We start from the raw sequence: 22768 nt of genomic DNA, 5'->3' as shown, positions 1-22768 counted from the left end.
GTGGCGCGCAAGTTTTTTACTTCTGAATCAGTAACCGAGGGGCACCCCGATAAAATGGCCGATCGCATTTCGGATGCCATTTTAGATGCTATTTTAGAGAAAGATCCTATGGCTAGAGTAGCTTGTGAGGTGCTCGTAAGTACAGGTCTGGTTTTAGTGGCTGGCCAGATTACTACCGATTGTTATGTAGATATTCCTCGCGTCGTCAGGGAGACGGTGCGCGATATAGGATATACGAGGGCTAAATTTGGTTTCGACTGTGATACCTGCGCAGTCGTTACCTCCATTGATGAACAGTCTCCGGATATAGCCATGGGAGTTAACCAGGCTTGGGAAAAGCGGGAAGGCCTGGAGGACGATGAGGTGGCTACCCTGGGAGCGGGGGACCAGGGGATGATGTTTGGGTATGCTACCAAAGAGACCCCGGAGTTTATGCCCCTGCCCATTTCTCTGGCCCACAAACTTACCAGAAGGCTGGCAGAGGTACGTAAAGAACGTATTTTACCTTATTTACGCCCGGACGGCAAGTCCCAGGTGACTGTAGAATATGAGGGGGACAAGCCCATCCGGGTGGATACCGTAGTTATTTCGGCCCAGCACCGTCCGGACATCGATCTCGCGGACTTGCGTGAAGGCATTCTACAGGAAGTCATTCGTAAGGTTATTCCCGAAGAAATGCTGGATAATAAGACGAGGTACTTTATCAATCCTACCGGGCGGTTTGTCATCGGGGGACCCCAGAGCGATACAGGCCTTACCGGCAGGAAAATTATAGTCGATACTTACGGGGGCATGGCCCGGCATGGTGGGGGGGCCTTATCCGGTAAAGATGCTACCAAAGTAGACCGTTCCGGAGCCTATGCAGCCCGCTATGTAGCCAAGAATATTGTAGCTGCGGGACTGGCCGAACGCTGCGAGGTACAGATTGCCTATGCCATCGGTGTAGCCCGCCCGGTTTCCATAAGTGTTGATACCTTCGGTACGGGAATCCTGCCCGAAGAGCGCCTGGTAGAGCTGATCAAGGCCCACTTCGACTTAAGGCCGGGCGCTATCATCCGCGATTTAGGCTTACGCCGGCCTATCTACCGCCCCGTTTCGGTTTACGGCCACTTTGGCCGTTCGGATTTAGATCTGCCCTGGGAGCGCTTGGATAAAGTAGAGGAACTGCGCGCCGCTGCTGGACTGTAGGGAGAGGGATTACCCGGCCGGCAGAGCGTATCCAGATTGGTGGAGCAGGTCTCTATTTTAGCTGGAGGCTACTATCCTTTACGATTGTACTCTTGCCGGAGTTGGCCACGAAGGCCGTAGTATGAATGGGAAAAGCGGAAGAGGCTTTCGTGGCCTTCATGTTTCCCATCGGGAAATGTTACCAGGGGGAGGGTTTTTACTTGGAACTAGCAACTATTTTTGCTACGGCCTTTGCGGTGGGATTGTCCGGGGCCATGATGCCCGGGCCCCTTTTAACAGTGACCGTTGGGGAGAGCGCCCGGCGGGGCTTTGTAGCCGGCCCTTTGCTCGTGCTGGGCCATGGTATTTTAGAAGGGGCGCTGGTTATCGCCCTGGCCCTGGGGCTGGGGTCCTTCCTCACTATTTCCGTAGTAGGCAAGGTCATTGCCGTGGTAGGCGGCCTGTTTCTAAGCTATATGGGTTGGGGTATAGTCCGTGATGCGTGGCATCATAGGGTAAATCTGAACGTAAATCCCCAACAGGCCACTCCTTTGGAATCGGTTAATTCCTCGCCTCCAAAAAGTATGCATCCTGTCTTGGCTGGCATTTTGGTCAGCCTTTCTAACCCTTACTGGACGTTATGGTGGGCCACGGTAGGACTGGGTTACATAGTCTTGTCTTTAAGACTGGGAATACCGGGACTTGTAAGTTTTTTTAGCGGACATATCTTATCGGATTTAGCCTGGTACAGCTTGGTGGCAGCTGCTATAGCCGGGGGGCGACACCTTGTAACTCCCACGATTTATCGGGGTATACTTTTGGCCTGCGGTCTGTTTCTAATTTTTCTGGGTGGATCTTTTATTTTCTGGGGTTTACGGGGATAGAATCCATTAATTTCCCCGGCGAGGATACTCATCTGGGAGGTCCATAAAAATTGCAAGTGTGCCACCGCTTATGTTATAGTTAATATGAGGTGGTCATAGTGATTTTGGACCCCGCAATGGTCAGGCACTTAGCTGCGAGCATTATCTATCGGGCACTGCTCGATCTGATTTATAAAGATGAAAGTTCGCCGTACTGGCATAGCGCCAAGACGTTTTTTGACTCAGCGTGGTTTGAAGATTTAGCAGAATACTTGGGCTATGATGTCGCAGCTGTTAAAAAGGCTATTGAGAAAATATGTTCGAACAGAGAATATTATAGAACACTGCTGCGCTCCCTGGGTTAGAAGGTGCTTTTATATCCTTCCGGAAGTCTGCCGCGAGCCTCCTGAACTAACCTGCCAGATTCCCTTTCATCCTTATTTTTTCTAAAATTACAAGCACCTCTTCGTTGCTTATTGGACTACGCTTCTCAACACAGCGACCTAAAAGTCCTAAACCGCTGCCAGGTAAATAATTTGTTTAGAAACATTAAAAAAGGCTGCTACAACTTCTGGATCATATAAGGTGCCAGCTCCTCGCCTCAGTTCTTCTAAAGCCTCGTTAATAGTTAGGGCTCGGCGATACGGTCTGTCCGTTATCATAGCATCAAAGCTATCGACCACTCGCAAAATCCTAGCGCCAAGAGGTATGGCCCCACCTTTCCGCTTGAAGGGGTAGCCCGAACCATCAAAATTCTCATGGTGAGCGATAATTATAGGGGCACATTTGGCTAAGAGCGGTACACAACGAACTATTTCGGCTCCCCATATGGGGTGCTGTTTGAAAATAGAACGCTCTTCCTCGTTTAAAGGAGCTGGCTTGTTTAAAAGGTCTCGCTCTATCTCTATCTTACCTATATCATGGAGAAAGGCGCTGAGCTTTATAGTTTGCATGTCTTCTGGGGACAAACTTAAATACTCCCCGACAATGACCGCGTACTTTGTAACCCGTTCTGAATGCCCACGTGTATACCGATCCTTGGCGTGAATCACACTCAGAAGGGTTTTTAGAGTATGGAGCAGGTCTTCATCGGTGCTGGTACGTGAACTACATAGCTCGTCGAGTACAGAAAAATAAATTTCTGTTCTGTTTTTACGACCTAGCTTGGCACGGAAAAGCGCATCATCGGCACGGCTAATAAGCTCCTTAGGCGTGTTGGCGTGAACAGGGTAAGTAGCGATGCCGAGGGATAAAGTAACCTTTTGGGTAGGCTGATATTCTTTGCCAAAGAAAGGATAATTTTCCACTTCCTTACGTATTTGTTCAGCCACAGCCAGCGCCTGTTGGCTGGAGTATCCGGGTAAAATTATAGCAAACTCTTCTCCACCATAACGCACAGCTACAGCCCTGGGAGGAGTTCCCCGGGATATTATCTCGCCGATTTTCTTTAAAGCCTCGTCCCCTTGAAGGTGCCCTAAAGCATCATTGTACGTTTTAAAGTAGTCGACGTCGGCAAAAATCAGAGAAAGGTTGGCATTTTCCTTTGTAGCCCAGGCAAACAGATCCTCTAAGGCATGGTAAAAATAACGTTTATTCCATAGTCCTGTAAGGTCGTCTTTATTAGCCAATTCTGCTAGTTTCTTTATAGTTTCCCTTTCTATATCGATAAAACCCCCGATAAGCCAGGCCGCGATAAACATAATTAGACTAAGGATTAAGTCGGCTTCAAAAGTTTTATTAATCCCTGTAGAAAAAGCATATAATGAGTCAATAATTAATATGGGGACAAGGCACAAACAGGAAAATATGATACCCCATTTCCGCCCGTGATTTATAGCTGCATATATCACTGGTATGAAGTAAAGCACTTTAAAGGAGCTTCCCTTTAGATCTAAAATGAACACGATAATTGCGGTAAAAATTAAAAGGATAAAACTGAATATCAAACTAAAAATATTTGGGGATTCGCTAGAAGCGAATACGGTTAAATTATCTTTGGCAAAATATAGCATTCCACTTAAAGCAAAAGTAGCTAAAGTTATTCCAAATATTGGCCAGTGGTGATATATTGTATCAAAAGTAAAAGCCAGCCCTAGAGTACTAATTATAGCTATAGCCGTAACAGTCAAGGCGCACAGGTGAAAGAACAGTATATATTCTGCGAGTTGCTTGCTACGTTCTTCCTTCCAGTTCATAATAAACCTTCCCTAGAAATTTTATAGAGAGGTGATCCCACCTCTCTACTCACTTGGATTAATTTCTCAGCACTTCCGGGGTTTCAGGCTCATAGGCCATAAAGTAACACGCTGAGGCCGCATTTATGTAGGCCAAAAAGGTGGCCGCAAAGGCAACTGCCGCCAGTAGTAGCACTGTTAAACGCCTCATTCCCATCTCACCTCCTTATTGTAAAGGACACTGGCAAGAAAAATTATGGCGCCCTGCCAGGCCAGGCCTACAGCCCCGGCCAGGGCCAGGGAGGGCCACCGTCCACTAATAAAAAACAAAATGAGGGGAACTGCTACAGAAACTCCCACCGCGGTTCTGTGTAACCTGCGCCGTAAGACAGGTGAATTTATCGGCTTGCTAGGACTCGTTACAGGGGCCTGCCAGCAGCTTGCAGCTAAACTTAACAGGCCACTCAAAAGGACCGCAAACGCTATGTAGGGCTTAGCAAGCGAGTATCCCGTTATCCCGCGGCTTAGAAACCCCATAATACTGAAGATTACCGCGGTAAAAGATAAACACTTAACCGGTGAACTTAGATGTATCCCTCCACCGGGAAGCCTCAATAAGCTAGCCGAAATTAGAGCTGCCAAGGTCTCGGCTGGAGCCCCCACCAGGTAACCCCCGAGGGCTACAGCTAGTAACCCGATGATTCCCAGGAAAATCAGCTCTAAACCATACGCTAGGACTTCTTCCGGCGCCTTTGTGGTTTTTAGTTCCATAATCAAATACCTGGCCAAGCTGTGGGCCGCTTTATTGATACTCATCTTAAACGCCTGGCTCCCTTTTAAGCCGCTTATTATGGATTTTGGTAGCCAATGTTGCCACCAGAAAGAGCAGTAGCACATTAGGCCAGCCCGACAGCGCCCTCAGCCAGATATTTCCGTAAATCTCCTCAAGGTTTAGCCCTGAAGCCCAAACAAAGAGCGGGAGGAACACAGTTTCCGCTATGACCACAGTGGCTAATGCTGCCAATCCGCTTCTTATGGCTAGGGCTAAACTGCAGGAGGTAGCTTTTCTAAAAACAACTATAGTAAATAAAAAGTTCAATAAGGTATGAATGCCAAAAGATATAGGAAGCCAACGTATCAGGTAAAAGGTTACTCCAAAAAGAACACCAACAGGCAAGATGGAACGCCACGGGAAACCAAGACCGGCAACGGAGTACATAAGGGCTGCTATGCCGATAGCCTCAGGCAACCCCTGCAACAGCCAAACTACAAACGGGATTTTCATCTTCTCTTCACCTGAAATGATTTATTCGACATATACCGTTATTTTCCTTCATTGAATCTAGCAGCTGAGATTATATGCCCGCCGAAAACCTTGCGCGGCCCAGCCTTAACTAAATTCCTGTAAAATGTATCGTTGGAACATCGGCTCTACGAAAACGTAACTCCCCGGGCCGTTTTTTCAATAACCGCCTTGTTAATTAGGTGGTCTATGGCCCGTTTTTCATCGAAGATTGGAGCCAGAGCCAACATCGCCCGGCTGTAGCCAGACCTACTAAATCTTGACACGGACCGGAAGGAAAGCTCTCTTGATTTGTGCCCCAGAGCATGTTATGCTAAAAACAGTAGATAGAAGTAACACAGTGAGGTATAGTAAGACTTTAATCTTTACCTCTGCCGTCAATGGCAAACCCGTCGAAAGGCGGGGACGCAAAGCCGCGGGCCTAAGGCTAGTGGAGGGCTATGGCAGCCGGGCTGCCGGTGGGGTACCAAAATATGCCACACAAGCTGGTATCCAGGATAACCACACCAGGCGGTATCCGTATCTGCCGCCTGGTGTTTTATTTTAGCGTTTAAAGGCAGTTCCAGAGAAAAGGTAGCACCATGATTCACTTCCAGGGTCACCCGCAAAAGGGAATGTTCGTTTAACAGCGCCGGGTCTAGAAACATATTCACCCGGTCGGCCTAGGACATGGAGTAGTCCAGCGGTTAATACCCACGGAACTGTGGAGTTTGCTCTGGTAATCTTCCTCCGGCCACTGTTAGAAGAGCAGGTTTAACTCCTCCAGGCATTTAACCTTGTCCAGTCCCAGGTTGCTTAAAAAACGCATACGCACGGTCTGGAAGAACCGTTCTACCTTGCCCATAGAAATAGGCGCAAAGGATTCCGTGTGGAGTAAGGGGAAGAGGCCTGGCCGACATTATTCTTCTAGAGCGCTAACGTTGCTAATCTCGGCTTGAAAATAGGCACTTTTACCTATCTCGCCCCGGTCAGGCTGGGAAGGCAGATAGAGGTGGAAAAAAGCAACGGCTTGTACAATTGGCGGTTTCATACGTCACGTTCGATCATCCGCTGGTATACGCCCAGAGCCATGGCTGGACCGTTTGCTGGTAATATTGTGGTGATTGAAAGGATACGCGGCCGGGAGCGGCTGACAGGCAGAAGGGAGGTGGAAAAATGCGACGGTGTTTAGAATGCGCAAAGAAAGAACCGGATCGTTATTGTGTGTGCCCGGCATGGGCGTTGGCTATAGGGTGGAAGTCCCGAACGACGAAGGTAGCAGTAGTCGTTAGCTTAAGGCAAGGGCGCCCATCGTGAGGTGGGGTCTGAAGGAAGCCGGCGGCAAACCTCCGGCCCGACGAACAGGAACCGCATAGGAGGCTAGCAGCAGTTGGATGAGCTTGCGAAACAAAGCGAAATCCTTGCTACCGAAGGCTGCTGAGAGTATATGCGGCGGGTGGATGGAGGGAAAGTCAACGCTCTTACCCGGGGAGACCTGCCAAGTACGCCAGGTAACCTGGTAACCCGCACTGAAAGGTGCGGCTGAACTGGCAGGAGTCAGCAGAGGTCATAGTACCCCTCTTAGGCGTCAAAGAGGGGGAAGGACCGAACATAAGGACAGGGGGCTCTATATGAGTTCGAGAGAAGGGCAACGACAGCCGAAAATCCCGGGAGGGAGCTACCCACGGGAGGAAGCGGTGAATCTGCGGGGGACCGTGGGAGTGCCTAGTCCTTCTCCGGCACGAATAGGGGAGCCACCCTGCGGAGGCGGTACCGACCTGATGGAGAAGGTGGTAGAGCGGAGCAACATGCTCCGTGCCCTGCACCGGGTAGAGAGCAACAAAGGAGCGGCTGGTGTAGACGGTATGGAGATAAAATCCCTTCGACCATACCTCAAGGAGCACTGGCCGAGGATAAGGGAAGAGTTGCTCAAGGGGACCTATAGGCCGCAGCCGGTACGGAGGGTCGAAATCCCGAAACCCGACGGAGGCGTAAGGCTATTAGGGATACCCACGGTGCTGGACCGCCTGATCCAACAGGCCCTTCTACAAGTGTTAACGCCGATCTTTGACCCGGGTTTCTCAGAACATAGTTTTGGCTTTAGGCCGGGTAGAAACGCCCACCAGGCGGTAAAAGAAGCCCAGGGGTATATCCGAGAGGGGTACAGGTATGTGGTGGACCTGGACTTAGAGAAATTCTTTGACCGGGTAAACCATGACATTCTCATGGCCAGGGTAGCTCGGAAAGTTAAGGACAAGAGAGTCCTGAAGCTTATTCGGGCATACCTTAAGGCAGGGGTCATGGTGAACGGTATCTGTATAACCTCCGAAGAAGGGACACCGCAAGGAGGGCCGTTAAGCCCACTTTTAGCCAACATAATCCTTGACGACCTGGACAAGGAGCTAGAGAGGCGGGGTCACAAATTTGTCCGTTATGCGGACGACTGCAACATATACGTAAAGAGTCAAAGGGCAGGACTTCGCGTAATGGAGAGCGTGAAAAGGTATGTAGAGGGGCGGCTAAAGCTCAAAGTTAATATGGAGAAGAGTGCGGTAGACCGGCCATGGAGGAGGAAATTTTTAGGTTTCTCCTTCACCTGGGAACGGGAACCGAGGATAAGGCTAGCGCCCAAGACGATAAAGCGGTTCAAAGATAGAATACGGCAGATAACGAGGCGGAACTGGAGTATAGAGCTTAAGCAGCGCATAGAGCTTTTGAACACTTATCTTAAGGGATGGATAGGGTACTTTCGGCTAATAGATACGCGAAGCACCCTGGAAGCCCTAGATGAGTGGATAAGGCGGCGGCTCAGGATGTGTTTGCTTAGGCAATGGAGGAGACCACGGACTAGGAGACGCAACTTAGTAGCGCTAGGGATACCAGAAGACTGGGCGAGCCTTATAAGCGGGTCCCGGAAAGGGTACTGGAGGCTAGCGAACACTCCCCAAGTGAATAAGGCCCTTGGCCTTAAATATTGGAGAGACCAAGGGCTGACGAGCTTAGTTGAGCGGTACTTAGAACTTCGTAGCGCCTTATGAACCGCCGTATACCGAACGGTACGTACGGTGGTATGGGGGGACGGGGGTTAGCCGCCCCCTCCTACCCGATGTGGAATGCCATTACTTTATTCAGCCGAGCCCCCTTCGCCGGGTCCCTTCGCCGCCTGTCCGGGTATTACTGGAAGATGAGCATGGCAAGCAATATCCGGCTCTCATTCTGGTGTTAAATACCAGGGAGTTTGGGCTGGAAACGGAAGCTCCAGTTCCGGGCCGGTATGTAATCAGGCTACAGGAAAGCTTGTGGGTCGAAGTAGCCGGATTGCCGTTCAAAGGGAAAAATAACGTCCATGTTTTTGAGATCCTGTGCGTCCACAGGAAGCAAGGGACTGCCCCGCGTCTTAGCAAGGAGGAATACCAGTTGCTGGCCGGAAGCGCCAGCGAGCTAGTACAGGAGATTTCCCGCCGCTTGCCAGAGCACCTTCAGGACCTGGTGAGGGAAAAACTGCTGGCTGAAGTGGAGAAATCCGAATTAATTAACGCTCTCAAGGTGGGGAAGGTGATGAAATATGAAGGGGGGCGCTTCCGCTACCTTTCGGGCCAGGCCGACCTGGATCTGCCCATGGAAGAAGCGGAAAAACTGATGCGCCAGGCTATTCGCCAGGCCGAACACCAGCGCGAGGTGATCGTTAGTGCTGACGGGCAAAAGGTGTTTGACCTTCACTGCGTGCCGTTCGACCACAGGAGCGGTGGACTGCTGGCCTTTGACATCACCGAGGTGATTGAAAAGGAGAGAAAGATGCACCAGCAGGAGGTGCAGGCTTACCGGGAGGCTATAGCGGCGGTAACGGGGGGACGATTGTACCTGGTGAATAGTGAAGAGATGGAGAAAGTGGTTTCAGAAGGAACAGAACTGGCCCAGGGTGAGGTCCGGCAGACCCATGACATTCCGGAAGCCCGCCAGGTAATGCGGGAAGCTTTGCCTGGTCTCGACAACCGCAGGCGGCACGCGATTGAGCTGTGCTTGTCAGAGGCGCTGGCCAACGCTCTTAAACATGCGGGGGGTGGTTGGTGGCAAGCCAGACAGTCAGGGGATACCGTTAGGATTATCGTGCAGGACCGGGGTCCAGGAATCAAAACCAGCGAATTGGCCAGGGCAACGCTGATGCAACATTATTCAACCAAGAATTCCTTGGGGTGTGGATTTACCCTGATGCTTTACTATGCGGACTACCTCTACCTTAATACAGGGCCATCAGGTACCACCCTGGCTTTGGACTTTGGCATTGTACCTGCAGACAGGTTAAAACCGGACAAAGAGCAATGAAAGAGGGTGATGTTATTGCTAAAAGTGGATGTTTACGTTTTCCGGGAAGTGTGCCGGATAGTGCTGAGCGGTGAATTGGACGTGGAAACGGTAACGCAACTGCAAGAGGTTGTTGGGAAAGTGAAGGAACACACGGTGGAGGTTGACCTGTCAGGCGTTTCTTTTGTTGATTCCACCGGTTTGAAAAGTTTGCTGGACATTAGCAACGACTGGCGGCAAAGAGGGGGCCAGATGCTGATTTTGAGGCCGCAACCTGAAGTGGCGGAGGTGATGCAGCTGGTAGGGCTGGACAGGCTACTGGCGCAAAGCACCGCTCTAGACGGAGAAGAGAAGGAGGAGCAGGATGATAGAAGTCGTCACAGGGAATGAGCAAGTACTAAAGGCTTACGGGTTGGAAGGTAGGGGGTGTAGCCTGCCTGCCGGACAGGTTGGGGGAGATTTTTTTGAGTTTATCGCCTGCGATGAGAGAACCGTGTTTGCTGTCATTGGAGATATAATGGGCAAAGGATTCCGGGCGGCCCGGCTGATGGAAACAATCCGCCATATGCTCCGGGAATGTATCAGGATCAATCCCCATCCTCTGGAGGTGGTGCGCCGATTGAACAAGGTGGGAGGGTATGAACTGCGGAAATACGGGGCTTTTGCCACCCTATGCCTGTTGTGTTACGACGGGATAACTGGACGCCTCTCCTGTGTCAATGCAGGGCACCACCCTCCCCTCCTTCTATCTGACGGCAAGGTGAAAGTGGCCCGGTGCCGGGGAGTCGCCTTGGGCCTGTTGGAAGATTACCTTGGGTCAGGGGTGGAGGAATTTTTTCTGGCCCCCGGAGATGCGGTGGTGCTGTATACTGATGGACTCGTGGAGGCCTGTGGTCCGGGCGAGCAAAGGTACGGGCTAGAACGATTGAAGGAGATAGTTCGCCTTCAGGAGGGCGCTGATGCAGACAGGATGAAACAAAACATTTTATCTGACCTGGAGACATTTACCCGCGGTATTCCTCAAAAGGATGACGTGACACTGGTTGTTACTAAGGTGACGGAAAAGGGAGGTGAAATGGGTGGAGATTAGAGTCCGGCAAAAGAAAGGGGTGGCCATCGTGGAGGTGGAAGGCGAGCTGGATTTCAGCAACGTAGAGCAGTTACAACAAGAAATTCAGCGGCGGCCGGAGGAAGTGGTGGAGATAGATCTGCAGGGACTTAGGTTCATAGACTCTTCCGGGGCGGGCATGCTCCTGAACCAGGCCAGACACCTGTACAGGCAGGGTCGAACCCTGAGAATTGCTCGCATCCCCGATCATATTCGAGAAGACCTGGAAGTGATAGGGTTTTTCCGAGTGCTAGAAATCTTAAAGACAAATCCCAACGCTTAGCAGGAGGTGAGTCCCTAAATGAAAGAGGAGATTACCCGGGGCTCCCCTGCAGTAACAGCGAGTACAGCGGACAATACTTTTCTGGACGGAGAAGCGATGGGTCCATATGCTTTTGTGAAACAGGGGCGCCTTGTTGTCCGGCACCGTCCGGAGGGACCTTACCCGGTGGTGGTACCTTGCCCCGGGGTAAGACTGATTGTTAACGGCCGGGAGTGCACTCGACCCACCCCTGTATCCATGAAGGATACGGTGCAGGTGGAAACGGTGGATGAACGAAGAGAAGGGAAGTGGTCTGTGACCGTTTCTTCTGATGGTCTACAAGCGATATTGCAAACGCGCCCTACGGTGATAGTTCACCGGGAACTGCCGGATCTGCCGCCTGCCAAAATACTACAATTGGCGGTAGTGGAGCGGGAAGAACGTCTTCCCCCACTCACATGGGACGAACTATTGCAGGAGTTATCCCGGCAGGGGATTAACTATGGCGTAGACTGGGAAGCATGCTTTCGTGGTGTTACATCCTGTGCTGAAGAAGAGATAGTTATAGCCCGAGGTATTCCTGCACAACCAGGAAAGGACGGCTGGGTAGAATTGCTTTTTCCCTCTAATTCCAAGGTGCCGGTACTGGCGGGGGAAGACGAAACGGTGGATTTCCGGGAACGCTATGTTTTTGTTTCAGTGGAACCGGGAGAAGTCCTGGCTGTCAAACACCCGCCTGAGCCAGGACGTCCTGGCACCAGCGTCAAGGGTGAGGTAATCGTGCCGCCGGCGCCCCGGGACTTTATTCTTTCTGCGGGAGAAGGAGCGGCGCTTACTAGGGATGGTGAGCGGGCCGTAGCGGCCCGGGCTGGACGTCCTGTAGCCTCCCGCTGGCGTAACTTGGTGAAGGTAAGTGTATTATCTGAGTTCGTACATGCTGGCGACGTAGACCTTGCTTCAGGTAACATTGTTTTTAAAGGAGATATCCTGATTTCCGGAAATGTGACAGAAGGGATGGCAGTAGAAGCGGACGGAAATGTTAGGGTTGGAGGGTTGGTCTCCGGCGCAAGGGTTCAAGCCAAAGGATCTATCCTGATCAGGGGGAATATCCTGTCATCGGTGGTAATCGCAGGAGGAGCTCCTGCTTTTCTACGAATGTTACCACAGGTTCATACCTTGGCGGCCGGGTTGCAAGAGATGACCGTGGCTATCCGGCAGTTACTCAGTCACCCGGCCTTCAAGCAAGGCGATCTTAAAGGCGGTATCGGCCCCCTGGTAATGTTGCTGTTGGAGGGGAAGTTTCGCCATCTTCCTGCTGCCGCCAAAACCTTCAAGAAGCAGGTCGAAACTATGCCCCCAGGAATGGCCGTTGAAGGCCTAGAAGAGTTTATCCGGGAAGTTGAACGAGCGCTGGTTCGTTCCCCTTTGGCCGTGCGTGACCTTCAAGAGATTGAAACGTTGGCCCGACAAGCCGAGGAATGGGAACTGGCCTTTGCGTCCCCGCTATCTGCAGAAAGTAGTGTGGTGGCGTCAAGTGTCCTCAATTCTACCATTATAACTACCGGCGATGTCCGGGTGGTGGGCAGCGGTTGTTATAATTCTCGGATTCAGGCTGGTAAGAAAGTGACTGTATCCGGGGTATTTCGCGGTGGCGAGATACAGGCTGGCGGGGATGTGCATGTGGGAGAGCTGGGTTCCAGAGGTGGGGCCACCACAAGGGTGGTGACTGGCGCGGCAGCCGTAGTTACCATAGGATATGCCTTTGAGGGCACTTTTGTAGTGGTGGGCGGCCAGGTTTATCGGTTTGATAGGGAGGAAAAAAGCATCCGCCTCTGGTTGGATAAAGAAGGGAACCTCAGGTCCAAGGGAATTCCAGCCTAGGAAACTGCCGAAAAACCCAAGCAATTAGCTCCGGCACCAGGCCATATAAACACCAAGATCATGACTCATTCGCGCGAAATCGTCGAAGTACCTGTCCACAGCCTCGGGGGTCGTACCAGGTGATCCAGGCAATGTCCCGGCTGAAATATCCACTCAGGTAGAAGTCGATGATGATCTCTTCATGGTGCTGTCGGCGACAGCGCCGTCCTCAGGGGGCGAATTCAGCTGATCATAGATCTTCTAATCAGCCGCGTTGCGACCGCCGCGGCGGAACTGCACAACCTGGCGGCACCGGAAAAGTGCGGGAGAGTACCGTAGAACAGGCTAGCGCAGCAAAGAAGGATGGAAACCACCCACTTCTTTAGCCAAACGGCAAGGACTTCCACCCCGGAATCCTTGCCGTTCTTTGCTTGTCTGGAGCTGATGGTGGGATTCGAACCCACGGCCTGCTCATTACGAGTGAGCTGCTCTACCCCTGAGCTACATCAGCATATTTTTTCCGAGTGGCATTATAACATTGCTCAGCTATGGAGGTCAAGGGTAGTTAGTTCACTTTTGCTTCTCAATTTGTTATAATGGCTCTATGGATAAGTTAACCACCGTACTAATCAACTCGGCCCTGCAGCGTATTACTAAACCTTTAGTGTACGAGGTGCCGATACATTTAGTTGGAGAAATCGGTCTGGGCTCCCGGGTTTTGGTACCTCTGGGAAAGCGGGAAGTAGAGGGATTAGTAGTAGGCTTTTCCCCACAGACCCCGGTAAAGGATCTTAAGTTTGTGCTGGAGGTACTGGACAGAGAGTTTTTACCACCTTCTTTGGTAAAATTATTATTCTGGATAAGCGAATACTATTTATGCGATCCTGGGGAAGTTTTACCGTTAATATTACCGCCTTTGCTTAAACGGCGAGGGTACTCCTGGTGCTGGCTGGCGGGAAAGGAAGAAATGCCTAACACAGACTCTTTTATTTGCCCTCTGGCGAGGGAAATTGCTGCCTATCTGGCTAAACATGGCGAGGTGAGCCAGCGGCAGCTGCGAAGGCGCTGGCCACAACAGGATATCCTAGCGGCCCTTCACGAATTAGAGGAACGGGGCTTTATTACTAAGAGGTACCGAGGGTTAGGGGATAAGAAAAAGCGCCTTGTTTTTCCGGTCGTTAAAAGGGCTACGGCACAGATCGAAGGAGAAAAAAATAGGCAAGGTACGGAAATAATCTTAACAGAGGAACAAAAACAAGCACTAGAAAGTATTGAGGCTGCTCTGGAAAACGACGGCGGCAATTTTTTACTTCATGGGATAACAGGAAGCGGCAAAACAGAAATTTACATCCGCAGTATCGCTGCTGCCCTGCGCCGGGATAAAGGGGCTATTGTTTTAGTCCCTGAACATGCCTTGATACCCCAGATGGCCGAACGCCTGCAGAGAGTGTTTGCGGACCAAGTGGTTATTATTCATGGTGAATTAGCCCCGGGGGAACGAACAGCTAACTGGGAGAAAGTACGGCAGGGGCAGGCTATGGTGGCTGTGGGTACGCGTTCCGCCCTTTTTGCTCCCTTTCCGCGGCTGGGTCTGATTGTTGTAGATGAGGAACATGCTCCGACGTACAAGCATGAAGCAACTCCTCGCTATGATGCCAGGGAGGTGGCTATAAAGCGAGGACAACTGGAAGGGGCAGTAGTTCTTTTCGGCAGTGCTACTCCCAGTACGGAGGCTTATTTTCTGGCCTTCCGCGGGCAGCTAAAATTATTAACGCTAAATCAAAGGGTAGGAGGGGGTAGCCTGCCTAAAGTTAAAATAATCGATATGCGAGAGGAACATCAAAGCGGTCATCATGGCTACTTAAGCAGGGAATTGCAAAGGGAAATAAAGGCAACACTAACGCGGGGAGAACAGGTTTTGCTTTTTCTTAACCGCCGCGGGTATGCCCCCTATGTGGTATGCCGCTATTGCGGCTATGTACCTACTTGTAGTCAATGTGCAGTAAGTTTAACCTACCATGCGGATGGAAAATTGCGCTGCCATTATTGCGGACTAGAGAAAATATGGCAAAGCAGTTGTCCCCAGTGCCAAGGTTCTTTAGCTTTGCTGGGGGTAGGGACTCAAAGGGTGGAGGCTGAAGTCCGCGCTCTTTTCCCAGAGGCGCGCATTTTGCGCGCTGATAGTGATAGCACCAGAAACCCCAGGCGATGGGCAGAAATTTATCACCAATTTGCCTGCGGCCAGGCGGATATACTCATTGGTACCCAAACTATTGCCAAGGGCATGGATTTTGAAGGTGTAACCCTGGTCGGTGTGGTAAATGCCGATCTATCTTTATTCCTTCCTGATTTTCGTGCTCGCGAACGGACCTTTCAACTTTTAATGCAGGTAGCTGGGCGAGCTGGACGGAGATCCCGGGAAGGGACGGTATTAATTCAAACTTTTAACCCCCAAGATCCAGCTATTATTTTTGCTGCTCGCCAAGATTATAAAAGTTTTTATCAAGTAGAAATTGCTGCTCGCCGTGTTTTGCGTTATCCCCCTTTTGTAAAACTGGCCCGGCTGGGACTGATGGGTTTATATGAGGGAGAAGTAATAAGCGCAGCTCATGCTTTGGCTAAAGCCTTAGGTGAAACAAAGGCTGAAGTGGAGATATTAGGTCCGGCGCCGGCAGCAATATCTAAAATTAAAAAAGAATACCGTTGGCAGTTAACCTTAAAAGCCCCTGCCTGGGACCAATTAAAGAAAGCGTTGACCGAAGCTTTAGCTACATATCAATGCCCTAAAGGGATTAAGATGATAAAAGAAATAGGCCCTGTAACTATTTGGTAATTGCAGAGGGAGGCTTACGAACGGGTGGCGGTTTATAAAATTGTGACTTTAGGAGACCCGATACTAAGGGAAAAGGCCCAGCCGGTAAAAAAGATAACACCTAATTTGCTTAAATTGCTGGACAATATGGCGGAAACTATGTATGCTGCGCCGGGGGTTGGGCTGGCGGCTCCCCAGATCGGCGTGGGCAAGCGAGTTATTGTGGTAGATGTCGGCGACGGTTTAGTGGAACTGATTAATCCCGAAATAGTGGCAGCTGAGGGTACGGAAATCGGCCTAGAAGGGTGCCTCAGTATACCCGGAGTCCAAGGGGAAGTGCCGCGCTCAGCCAGAGTGGTGGTCAGAGGGCTGGATCGTGACGGGAAAGAGAGGGAATATAAAGCTGAAGGGCTTTTCGCCAGGGCCCTCCAGCATGAAATTGACCACCTGGATGGTATTCTTTTTATAGATAAGGCCGTCCGCTGGTTAGAAGGTAGTGCAGGGGGGAAATAGTTTCTTGCGTCTAATTTTTATGGGTACGCCAGAGTTCGCCGCTGTGTCTTTAAAGGCTTTACTGGAAAGTAAGCATGAGGTAGTGGGAGTAGTGACCCAACCTGACCGCCCCAAGGGCAGGGGGCAGAAGGTGGCGTTTTCCAAAGTAAAAGAACTGGCTCTAAATCATAATTTGCCTGTTTTACAACCTACCGATCTTAAAGAACCTGAGTTTCTGAAGACCCTGGCAAGTTGGAAAGCTGACCTGATAGTGGTGGTGGCCTTTGGCCGTCTTTTGCCTGCTAGCATTTTAAATTTGCCCCCCTTGGGGTGTATTAATCTCCATGCCTCATTACTTCCCCGTTACCGGGGAGCTGCTCCTATTCAGCGAGCTATTATAAACGGAGAAAAAGAAACAGGAGTTACCACCATGTATATGGCGGAAAAATTGGATGCCGGCGATATCATCTTACAAGAGCGGGTGACTATTCAACCGGAAATGACCGCAGGCGAGCTACACGATGTATTGGCGGCCTTAGGTGCACACTTACTAGTACGTACCACAGATTTAATTGAGGCGGGCCAGGCGCCAAGGGTTCCCCAGGAGGAAGCCCGGGCCACTTATGCTCCGCCAATAAGGCCCGAAGAAGAAGAGATAAATTGGCAAGAAAAGGCAGAGAGGATAGTAAATCTCATACGAGGGATGAATCCTTTACCTGGGGCGTATACCTGGCGAGAGGGTCAACGTTTAAAAATTTACCGAGCCCGTATTGTTGAAAAAGGGGAGAAAGCTTTACCAGGAGAAGTAGTAGCCATCCTGCCCCAGCAAGGATTTATAGTCCAGGCGGGCGAAGGCCAGGTACTGGTTACAGAAGTTCAGCCCCCAGGTAAACGGCTTATGACGGCAGCAGAGTATTTAAGAGGATATCCCCTTAGGGCGGGTGAACGGCTAGGATGCGTATAAAAAAACGGGTATTTATAGGTTTATTGGTTTTGAGCCTGTTCTTCTTGCTTTCCTGCTTTTTTGGAGGCTGGTATATTTTAACCCATCGGACAGGCACCTGGAATAATCTTTTGTTGACTTTGGGAGCCATTACCTTAGCTTTAATTTTTGTAACCGTAACCGTAGGGATCGGGGGATTAGTACTCATTCTCTGGCGGCACCGTCATGTCCCCTTTTTACAGCATTTGGGCCTCCTGGCAGCTAATTTATTGTTTCCCCTGGCTTTAAGCCTGGGGAAAAGAATGGGTATAAGTGCCGATACCATAAAGGCTTCTTTTATCGAAGTAAACAACCAGCTAGTGCGCTTGCGGGGAATTAAAGTTAAACCAGAGCAGATTCTTTTGCTGGCGCCTCATTGCCTGCAACGCAGCGATTGCCCTTATAAAATTACCATCGATGTTTTCAATTGCCGGCGTTGCGGGCGTTGCTCTATTGATGCTTTGCATAGTTTAGCGGAAAAGTACGGGGTGCGCCTGGCTGTAGCTACCGGAGGCACTATGGCGCGGCACTTTGTTAAATTTTATCGCCCTCGCGCTGTGGTGGCTATTGCCTGTGAAAGGGATTTGACAAGCGGTATTCAAGATACTCAACCCTTACCCGTCCTAGGTGTAGTTAATTTAAGGCCTCACGGGCCGTGCTTAAACACGCAAGTTAATCTATTTCAGGTAGAGGAAGTGATTCGCTTTTTCCTGGGCCTAGAAGGGGATTTATCGGCGAAATTAACCGGGACCTATCCGAGTCTGGAGGCTTAGTTTGCTCAGTATTTACATAGGATTTGTGGCATAATATAATTCCTGGTAGGAGTACGCAAAACTTACCATTGAGGAGGGCTAACTATGTTTTACTTTGGGGATCCTACCTTCATTTTGCTCATACCGGCTATTCTTTTATCGCTGTATGCTCAATTTAAGGTGCAGTCGACCTTTGACCGATATTCACGGGTAGCCTCCCGTAGCGGCTTAAGTGGCGCGGAGGTTGCCCGTAATTTACTGGACCGCGCAGGCCTGCACCACGTGCGGGTAGAAATGGTACAGGGGTTTCTTACGGACCATTATGACCCGAGGGCGAGAGTTTTAAGATTGTCACCACCTGTTTATCAGAGCAGCTCGCTGGCTTCTCTAGGGGTGGCTGCCCATGAGGCCGGGCATGCCTTACAACACCGGACCGGCTATTTGCCTTTGCAATTGCGTTCCGCCCTGGTACCTGTAGTTTCCTTTGGTTCCAACCTGGCCATTCCCCTGTTATTGTTTGGTATTATTCTAGGTTTACCTTCTCTAGCCCGCCTGGGTGTATATGCTTTTACACTGGTCGTGCTTTTTACTTTGATCACTCTGCCTGTGGAATTCAATGCCAGCCGTCGGGCCATCGCTTTGTTGGAAAGTGGAGGATACTTGAGCAGGCAGGAACTGGTAGGAGCACGCCAGGTATTAAATGCAGCCGCGCTAACTTATGTGGCAGCCGCTTTAACAGCAATCCTTAATCTGGTACGCTTAATGTTTCTAGCGGGGTTTTTTGGGCGTCGTGAAGAGTAGAGAAGCTGCCCTTCACATTTTATACCGGGTACAGGAAGAAGGGGCTTTTGCCAACCTGGCTGCCAATGAAGTTTTAGGGGCTACGCAACTGGACCCCAGAGAACGGGCCCTGGCTACGGAAATCGCTTATATGGCCATAAAAGCATGGAACACCATCGATTGGGCCCTTAATCTATGCTTAAATAAAAGAAGGCTGGAAGACCTCCCTCCCTGGATCCGGTGCGTACTGAGGGTGGGAGCCTCCCAGCTACTTTTTCTTTCGCGCATCCCTGCCCGAGCTGCCATCTATGAAACCGTTGAACTGGCTAAAAAGTACGGTCATAAAGGAACGGTAGCTCTAGTAAATGCTGTTTTGCGTCGTCTATTGCTCCAAAGGGATCAACTCCCTTATCCAAAGCTTGAAGAAGATCCTGTCCATCATATTGCTTTACGGTATTACCATCCTCCTTGGTTAGTGGCCAGATGGTTACACCAATTTGGCTTGGAAGAAACTATTAAGCTTTGCCAGGCCAATAACGAACCTCCTCCTTTAGTTATTCGGGTTAATACTTTAAAAATAGATGTTTCTTCCCTGATCGAAGTCTTAAGCCAAGAAGGAGTGACAGCTTATCGCGCTCGTTATGCCCCTGAAGGCTTAATAGTGAAGGATTTGTTCGCTGTCGAAAAAAGCCCTGCTTTTCAGCGGGGGTTGTTTTATGTCCAGGATGAAGCCTCTATACTAGTAGGCCATGCTGTGGCCCCGGACCCGGGAAGTACAGTAATAGATGCCAGTGCTGCTCCGGGTGGCAAAACAACACACCTGGCCCAGCTGATGGAAAATAGAGGTAACATTTTGGCCTTGGATATTCATCCCGGTAGGCTGCAGCTGATTGAGGAGAACTGCCGACGGCTCGGTGTTACTTGTGTAAAAACAGATCTGGCCGATGCCACCCAGTTGGGGAACAGATATCCAGGTAGGGCAGATTATCTCCTTATTGATGCTCCTTGTACTGGGCTCGGGGTACTGAGGCGGCGCCCTGATGCCCGCTGGCGTCAAGACTTGCAGCGGCTGAAAGAACTGGTAAAACTACAACTTTCTATTTTAAAAGGAAGTGTATCTACTCTAAAACCAGGCGGAGTTCTGGTATATAGCACTTGTTCCCTGGCACCGGAAGAAAACCACGAAGTATTAAAGCAATTTTTGCAGGAAGTCACCTTTATGGAATACGAAGATCTTTCGGGTTATCTTCCCAATCTTCCTCCAGATCTCCAAAGGCAGGCCAGGAGTGGACAGGTTCAGTTTTTACCCCACCGTCATGGCACGGATGGGTTTTTTGTAGCCAGGCTACGTCGGAGAGGGCGGGGCCAACAAGAGTAAGCGTGAAAACCGGAGGAGGGAGCAAATTATGGACCATATGCCCTGGCAAGCGCTGGTGTTTCAATCTATACCGGAAGCTATTATTCTTGTTAGCCTTGGATTAGGTTTGTTAGGATTTCTTCCACCTTTTAGGTATGTGGTAATTATTGGGGTTACTATTTCTATACTTTCTTTTTTTATTAGACAACTTCCTTTCGTATTTGGTATACATACTTTACTTTATATTTTGTTATTGGCTTTGTTATTGAAAATCAGTTTAAAAAAAATAGAATGGTGGCGGGCAATTGCTGTTGGATTTTTAAGTATAATAATTTTAGGCCTAGTCGAAGGCACTTTTATTCCGCTCATGTTGCGGATTACAGGCCTAACCATAGCTGATGTCTTAAGCGATACCTGGCTAAGGATACTTTTCCCTTTGCCCCATGAAATTGTTCTGGCAGTCTTAGCTTATCTCATCTGGCACCGGCGACTATCCCTGCTTGCTCCGGTAAGAAAAGCCAGCGGCAAAGGGGAAGAAGAAAGATATGATTAAAAGATCATCTATTATTGCCGCCTTGCTTTTAATTTTAATAGAGGCCTGCCTGGTAGTTTTGTTAAATTTAAGCTTTATCAATGCCTCAGCTTTTCCTACCTTTAACATAGATATTCATACAGCTGTACAGATAATTTCCACCTTGTTAATCATTACTTCCCTGGCTTTGACGTATCTGCTTTTTAAGTATATGGAAAAAGAAATAGAAGTTAATAATCAACGGATTTACATAGAAAATTTAAAAGAAAGCCTGGAAAACTTGCGCGCCCAGCGCCATGACTTTATCAGCCACCTACAGGTGATACTCGGTTTTATGCAATTAGGACTAGTTAATGATGCCAAGGAGTATGTCGAATCTTTATGCGCCGAGATAAGCCAGCCTACCCGCATTATACATATCAACCAGCCGGCCCTGGCGGCCTTGATTCAGAGCAAGATGGGCCTGGTCGAGAGCAAGGGCATCACCTGGCAGTGTGAGATAAATACGGACCTTAAGGAATTTTTAGTGCCGGCCACTGCCATAACCCGGATCTTCGGCAATTTATTGGATAACGCCATTGAAGCCAGTTTCAAAGAGACGGCGGGAGAAAAGCGAATTTGGCTGCGCATTTATGAAAAAGATGAGGACTATGTCTTTGAAGTGGGCAATACCGGGCCGGCTATACCCCTGGCCTGGAGGGAGAAGATTTTTGAACGCGGTTTTACGACTAAAAAAGACAAGGAGGGCCATGGCCAGGGATTATTTATTGTCAAAAGCCTGGTAACTGAATATGATGGCCGTATTATTATTCAAAGCAGCGGTCAGGGTACAGTTTTTACGGTTACCTTTCCGCGCTGGAAAAAGATAAACTAAATTTGGAAAAAGAAGAAGGATTTTCTTATATTAATGTAGAAATTAAGGAATATGATCAGTATACACAGTATAGCTAAAAATATGGCCAGCTATATACTATCCAGGGCAGCTCCAATAGATACCTTCCAGGGAGGGAAGGGGAGCGAACGCCAGGAAATAGTGGCTTATGGACTGGAAATAGCCTTGGGAGCAGTAGTCGAAGTTTTGGCCATAGCCGGAGTTGCTAGGGCTTTAGGAATATTTCCGGAAGTGATGGCCGCTTTTTTGACCCAAGCCCTGTACCGTTTCGGCTCCGGCGGGGCCCATTGTACAGCATACTATCGTTGCCTAGTGAGCTCGGTAGTCTTTCTTATCCTGGTAGGTTGGGGCGGGCACTGGCTACAAGGGGTATTTCCGGGAGGAGAAGTTATTTTTTTTAGTATTATGGCCGTGATGGTCAGCTTGCCGGTAGTGTGGCACTGGGCGCCGGCGGATACAGCGGCTAACCCTATCTATAGCCTGCGCCGGCGTTATTGGTTAAGAAATTTGGCCTTTATTTTCCTCGGAGGTTGGCTTATTTTCATGCTTATAGCCGTCGGGAGAGTAAAGGTCAGTTTGCTTTATGCGTCGGTGCTGGCAGTAATCATGCAGACCATTACTATCACCCCGGCCGGCTACCGCTGGATGGCCTGGTTGGATAAGGGATTGCAGCGGTTATTGCCCCTGGAGGGAAGGAGGTGAAACACTATGTGGAGGAAGGTTGCAGCCATAGTGGCTTCCTGGGTGATAGTTCTCTCTGTATTCGTGGCTCAGAGCAGTGTACTGCCTAGTAGTGCATTGACATTTTACCAACCAGAGGTACCAAAGAGCCTTAGAAAGTAAAAAAATTATAAAAATGGGCAAAGCAAATATACAACCAGGGGCAATACATAAGTAAGGGGAGTACATTCCCCTTTTCTTTTTTGCTATTGTTATTCCTACTTGGTATATAATGGAATGGGTTTAGCTATACTAGTGGCAGACCTGATATAATATTTATCAGGGTGGAATCAATGGGTAATAGAATTGAGCTTTGCGGTTTCGGACTGGAGGAATTAAAGGAACTAGTTCGTAAGATAACCCCATTAATCCCTAACTGCTCTTTTCCAGCTTGATACCCCTGTTACTGATGTAACTGACCAGGGACTCCT

24 protein-coding genes, 1 tRNA gene and 1 riboswitch are annotated in these 22768 nt (G+C 49.7%); of the genes, 20 read left to right on the top strand and 5 right to left on the bottom strand.

Annotated features, from left to right (window positions below):
* From metK to AC1BI1_RS06985, 3 genes are all read left to right on the top strand, one after another.
* The gene (metK, locus tag AC1BI1_RS06995) at positions 1-1188 is read left to right on the top strand and encodes a methionine adenosyltransferase (protein ID WP_476716570.1); all 1188 of its coding nucleotides are present in this window, start codon (positions 1-3) and stop codon (positions 1186-1188) included.
* Between the two features lie 200 nt (positions 1189-1388).
* The gene (locus AC1BI1_RS06990; RefSeq protein WP_476716569.1) at positions 1389-2051 is read left to right on the top strand and encodes a LysE family transporter; all 663 of its coding nucleotides are present in this window, start codon (positions 1389-1391) and stop codon (positions 2049-2051) included.
* Between the two features lie 104 nt (positions 2052-2155).
* Entirely contained in the window at positions 2156-2395 is a 240-nt protein-coding gene (locus AC1BI1_RS06985) for a hypothetical protein (protein WP_476716568.1), read from the top strand.
* A gap of 147 nt (positions 2396-2542) precedes the next feature.
* Here AC1BI1_RS06985 and AC1BI1_RS06980 read toward each other — a convergent pair whose 3' ends face one another.
* From AC1BI1_RS06980 to AC1BI1_RS06965, 4 genes are read right to left on the bottom strand one after another with little or no spacing between them, the layout of a single operon-like run.
* On the bottom strand, positions 2543-4225 hold the full coding sequence (locus tag AC1BI1_RS06980) for a diguanylate cyclase (protein WP_476716567.1): 1683 nt from the start codon (positions 4223-4225) through the stop codon (positions 2543-2545).
* Between the two features lie 58 nt (positions 4226-4283).
* Positions 4284-4415 (bottom strand): cyclic lactone autoinducer peptide, encoded by a 132-nt coding sequence (locus AC1BI1_RS06975; protein WP_476716566.1) that lies wholly within the window; start codon positions 4413-4415, stop codon positions 4284-4286.
* On the bottom strand, positions 4412-5020 hold the full coding sequence (locus tag AC1BI1_RS06970; protein WP_476716565.1) for an accessory gene regulator ArgB-like protein: 609 nt from the start codon (positions 5018-5020) through the stop codon (positions 4412-4414). Before AC1BI1_RS06970 ends, AC1BI1_RS06975 begins: the two co-directional genes overlap by 4 nt.
* Position 5021: 1 nt before the next feature.
* Positions 5022-5489 carry a hypothetical protein gene (locus tag AC1BI1_RS06965; RefSeq protein ID WP_476716564.1) on the bottom strand — a complete coding sequence of 156 codons (468 nt, stop codon included), beginning with the start codon at positions 5487-5489 and terminating at the stop codon, positions 5022-5024.
* A gap of 390 nt (positions 5490-5879) precedes the next feature.
* Positions 5880-5967: riboswitch (cyclic di-GMP riboswitch) on the top strand.
* A gap of 549 nt (positions 5968-6516) precedes the next feature.
* Between AC1BI1_RS06965 and AC1BI1_RS06960 the strand changes: the two genes are divergently transcribed.
* The 7 genes from AC1BI1_RS06960 (at position 6517) to AC1BI1_RS06930 (ending at position 13039) form a co-directional block, all read left to right on the top strand.
* Positions 6517-6678 (top strand): hypothetical protein, encoded by a 162-nt coding sequence (locus AC1BI1_RS06960; RefSeq protein WP_476716563.1) that lies wholly within the window; start codon positions 6517-6519, stop codon positions 6676-6678.
* Positions 6679-7117: 439 nt separating this feature from the next.
* The gene (gene ltrA, locus AC1BI1_RS06955; RefSeq protein ID WP_476716562.1) at positions 7118-8524 is read left to right on the top strand and encodes a group II intron reverse transcriptase/maturase; all 1407 of its coding nucleotides are present in this window, start codon (positions 7118-7120) and stop codon (positions 8522-8524) included.
* A gap of 379 nt (positions 8525-8903) precedes the next feature.
* Positions 8904-9809 carry an ATP-binding protein gene (locus AC1BI1_RS06950; RefSeq protein WP_476716561.1) on the top strand — a complete coding sequence of 302 codons (906 nt, stop codon included), beginning with the start codon at positions 8904-8906 and terminating at the stop codon, positions 9807-9809.
* A gap of 24 nt (positions 9810-9833) precedes the next feature.
* Positions 9834-10178 carry an STAS domain-containing protein gene (locus AC1BI1_RS06945; protein ID WP_476716648.1) on the top strand — a complete coding sequence of 115 codons (345 nt, stop codon included), beginning with the start codon at positions 9834-9836 and terminating at the stop codon, positions 10176-10178.
* Positions 10153-10878 (top strand): PP2C family protein-serine/threonine phosphatase, encoded by a 726-nt coding sequence (locus AC1BI1_RS06940; RefSeq protein WP_476716560.1) that lies wholly within the window; start codon positions 10153-10155, stop codon positions 10876-10878. Before AC1BI1_RS06945 ends, AC1BI1_RS06940 begins: the two co-directional genes overlap by 26 nt.
* Positions 10868-11179, top strand: coding sequence for an STAS domain-containing protein (locus tag AC1BI1_RS06935; RefSeq protein ID WP_476716559.1), 312 nt, complete (start codon positions 10868-10870; stop codon positions 11177-11179). Before AC1BI1_RS06940 ends, AC1BI1_RS06935 begins: the two co-directional genes overlap by 11 nt.
* Before the next feature lie 18 nt (positions 11180-11197).
* A complete protein-coding gene (locus tag AC1BI1_RS06930; RefSeq protein WP_476716558.1) occupies positions 11198-13039 on the top strand; it encodes a DUF342 domain-containing protein in 1842 nt (613 codons plus the stop codon).
* A gap of 415 nt (positions 13040-13454) precedes the next feature.
* Here AC1BI1_RS06930 and AC1BI1_RS06925 read toward each other — a convergent pair.
* Positions 13455-13529 (bottom strand) — tRNA-Thr (locus AC1BI1_RS06925).
* A gap of 93 nt (positions 13530-13622) precedes the next feature.
* On the opposite strand from AC1BI1_RS06925, the gene priA reads away from it, so the two are divergent.
* The 10 genes from priA to AC1BI1_RS06875 all read left to right on the top strand — a co-directional run bounded on the left by priA (position 13623) and on the right by AC1BI1_RS06875 (position 22460).
* Positions 13623-15851, top strand: coding sequence for a replication restart helicase PriA (priA, locus tag AC1BI1_RS06920; protein WP_476716557.1), 2229 nt, complete (start codon positions 13623-13625; stop codon positions 15849-15851).
* A 24-nt stretch (positions 15852-15875) separates the two neighbouring features.
* On the top strand, positions 15876-16343 hold the full coding sequence (gene def, locus AC1BI1_RS06915) for a peptide deformylase (RefSeq protein ID WP_476716556.1): 468 nt from the start codon (positions 15876-15878) through the stop codon (positions 16341-16343).
* A 4-nt stretch (positions 16344-16347) separates the two neighbouring features.
* Positions 16348-17286: a methionyl-tRNA formyltransferase gene (gene fmt, locus AC1BI1_RS06910; protein ID WP_476716555.1), complete on the top strand. Its 939-nt coding sequence runs from the start codon at positions 16348-16350 to the stop codon at positions 17284-17286.
* Positions 17277-18077 carry a DUF116 domain-containing protein gene (locus AC1BI1_RS06905; protein WP_476716554.1) on the top strand — a complete coding sequence of 267 codons (801 nt, stop codon included), beginning with the start codon at positions 17277-17279 and terminating at the stop codon, positions 18075-18077. The genes fmt and AC1BI1_RS06905 overlap by 10 nt, the downstream gene beginning before the upstream one ends.
* A gap of 84 nt (positions 18078-18161) precedes the next feature.
* Entirely contained in the window at positions 18162-18857 is a 696-nt protein-coding gene (locus AC1BI1_RS06900; RefSeq protein WP_476716553.1) for a zinc metallopeptidase, read from the top strand.
* Positions 18847-20214 carry a 16S rRNA (cytosine(967)-C(5))-methyltransferase RsmB gene (gene rsmB / locus AC1BI1_RS06895; protein ID WP_476716552.1) on the top strand — a complete coding sequence of 456 codons (1368 nt, stop codon included), beginning with the start codon at positions 18847-18849 and terminating at the stop codon, positions 20212-20214. Before AC1BI1_RS06900 ends, rsmB begins: the two co-directional genes overlap by 11 nt.
* 28 nt (positions 20215-20242) lie before the next feature.
* Positions 20243-20746, top strand: a complete 504-nt coding sequence (locus AC1BI1_RS06890) for a hypothetical protein (RefSeq protein ID WP_476716551.1) — start codon at positions 20243-20245, stop codon at positions 20744-20746.
* A complete protein-coding gene (locus AC1BI1_RS06885) occupies positions 20739-21599 on the top strand; it encodes a sensor histidine kinase (protein ID WP_476716550.1) in 861 nt (286 codons plus the stop codon). Before AC1BI1_RS06890 ends, AC1BI1_RS06885 begins: the two co-directional genes overlap by 8 nt.
* A 51-nt stretch (positions 21600-21650) precedes the next feature.
* Positions 21651-22319: an accessory gene regulator ArgB-like protein gene (locus AC1BI1_RS06880; RefSeq protein ID WP_476716549.1), complete on the top strand. Its 669-nt coding sequence runs from the start codon at positions 21651-21653 to the stop codon at positions 22317-22319.
* A gap of 6 nt (positions 22320-22325) precedes the next feature.
* Entirely contained in the window at positions 22326-22460 is a 135-nt protein-coding gene (locus AC1BI1_RS06875; RefSeq protein WP_476716548.1) for a cyclic lactone autoinducer peptide, read from the top strand.
* The last annotated feature ends 308 nt before the right edge of the window (positions 22461-22768 follow it).

It is taken from the genome of Thermanaeromonas sp. DSM 22490, from assembly GCF_056378755.1.
This window is presented reverse-complemented; position numbering and strand designations above follow the sequence as displayed.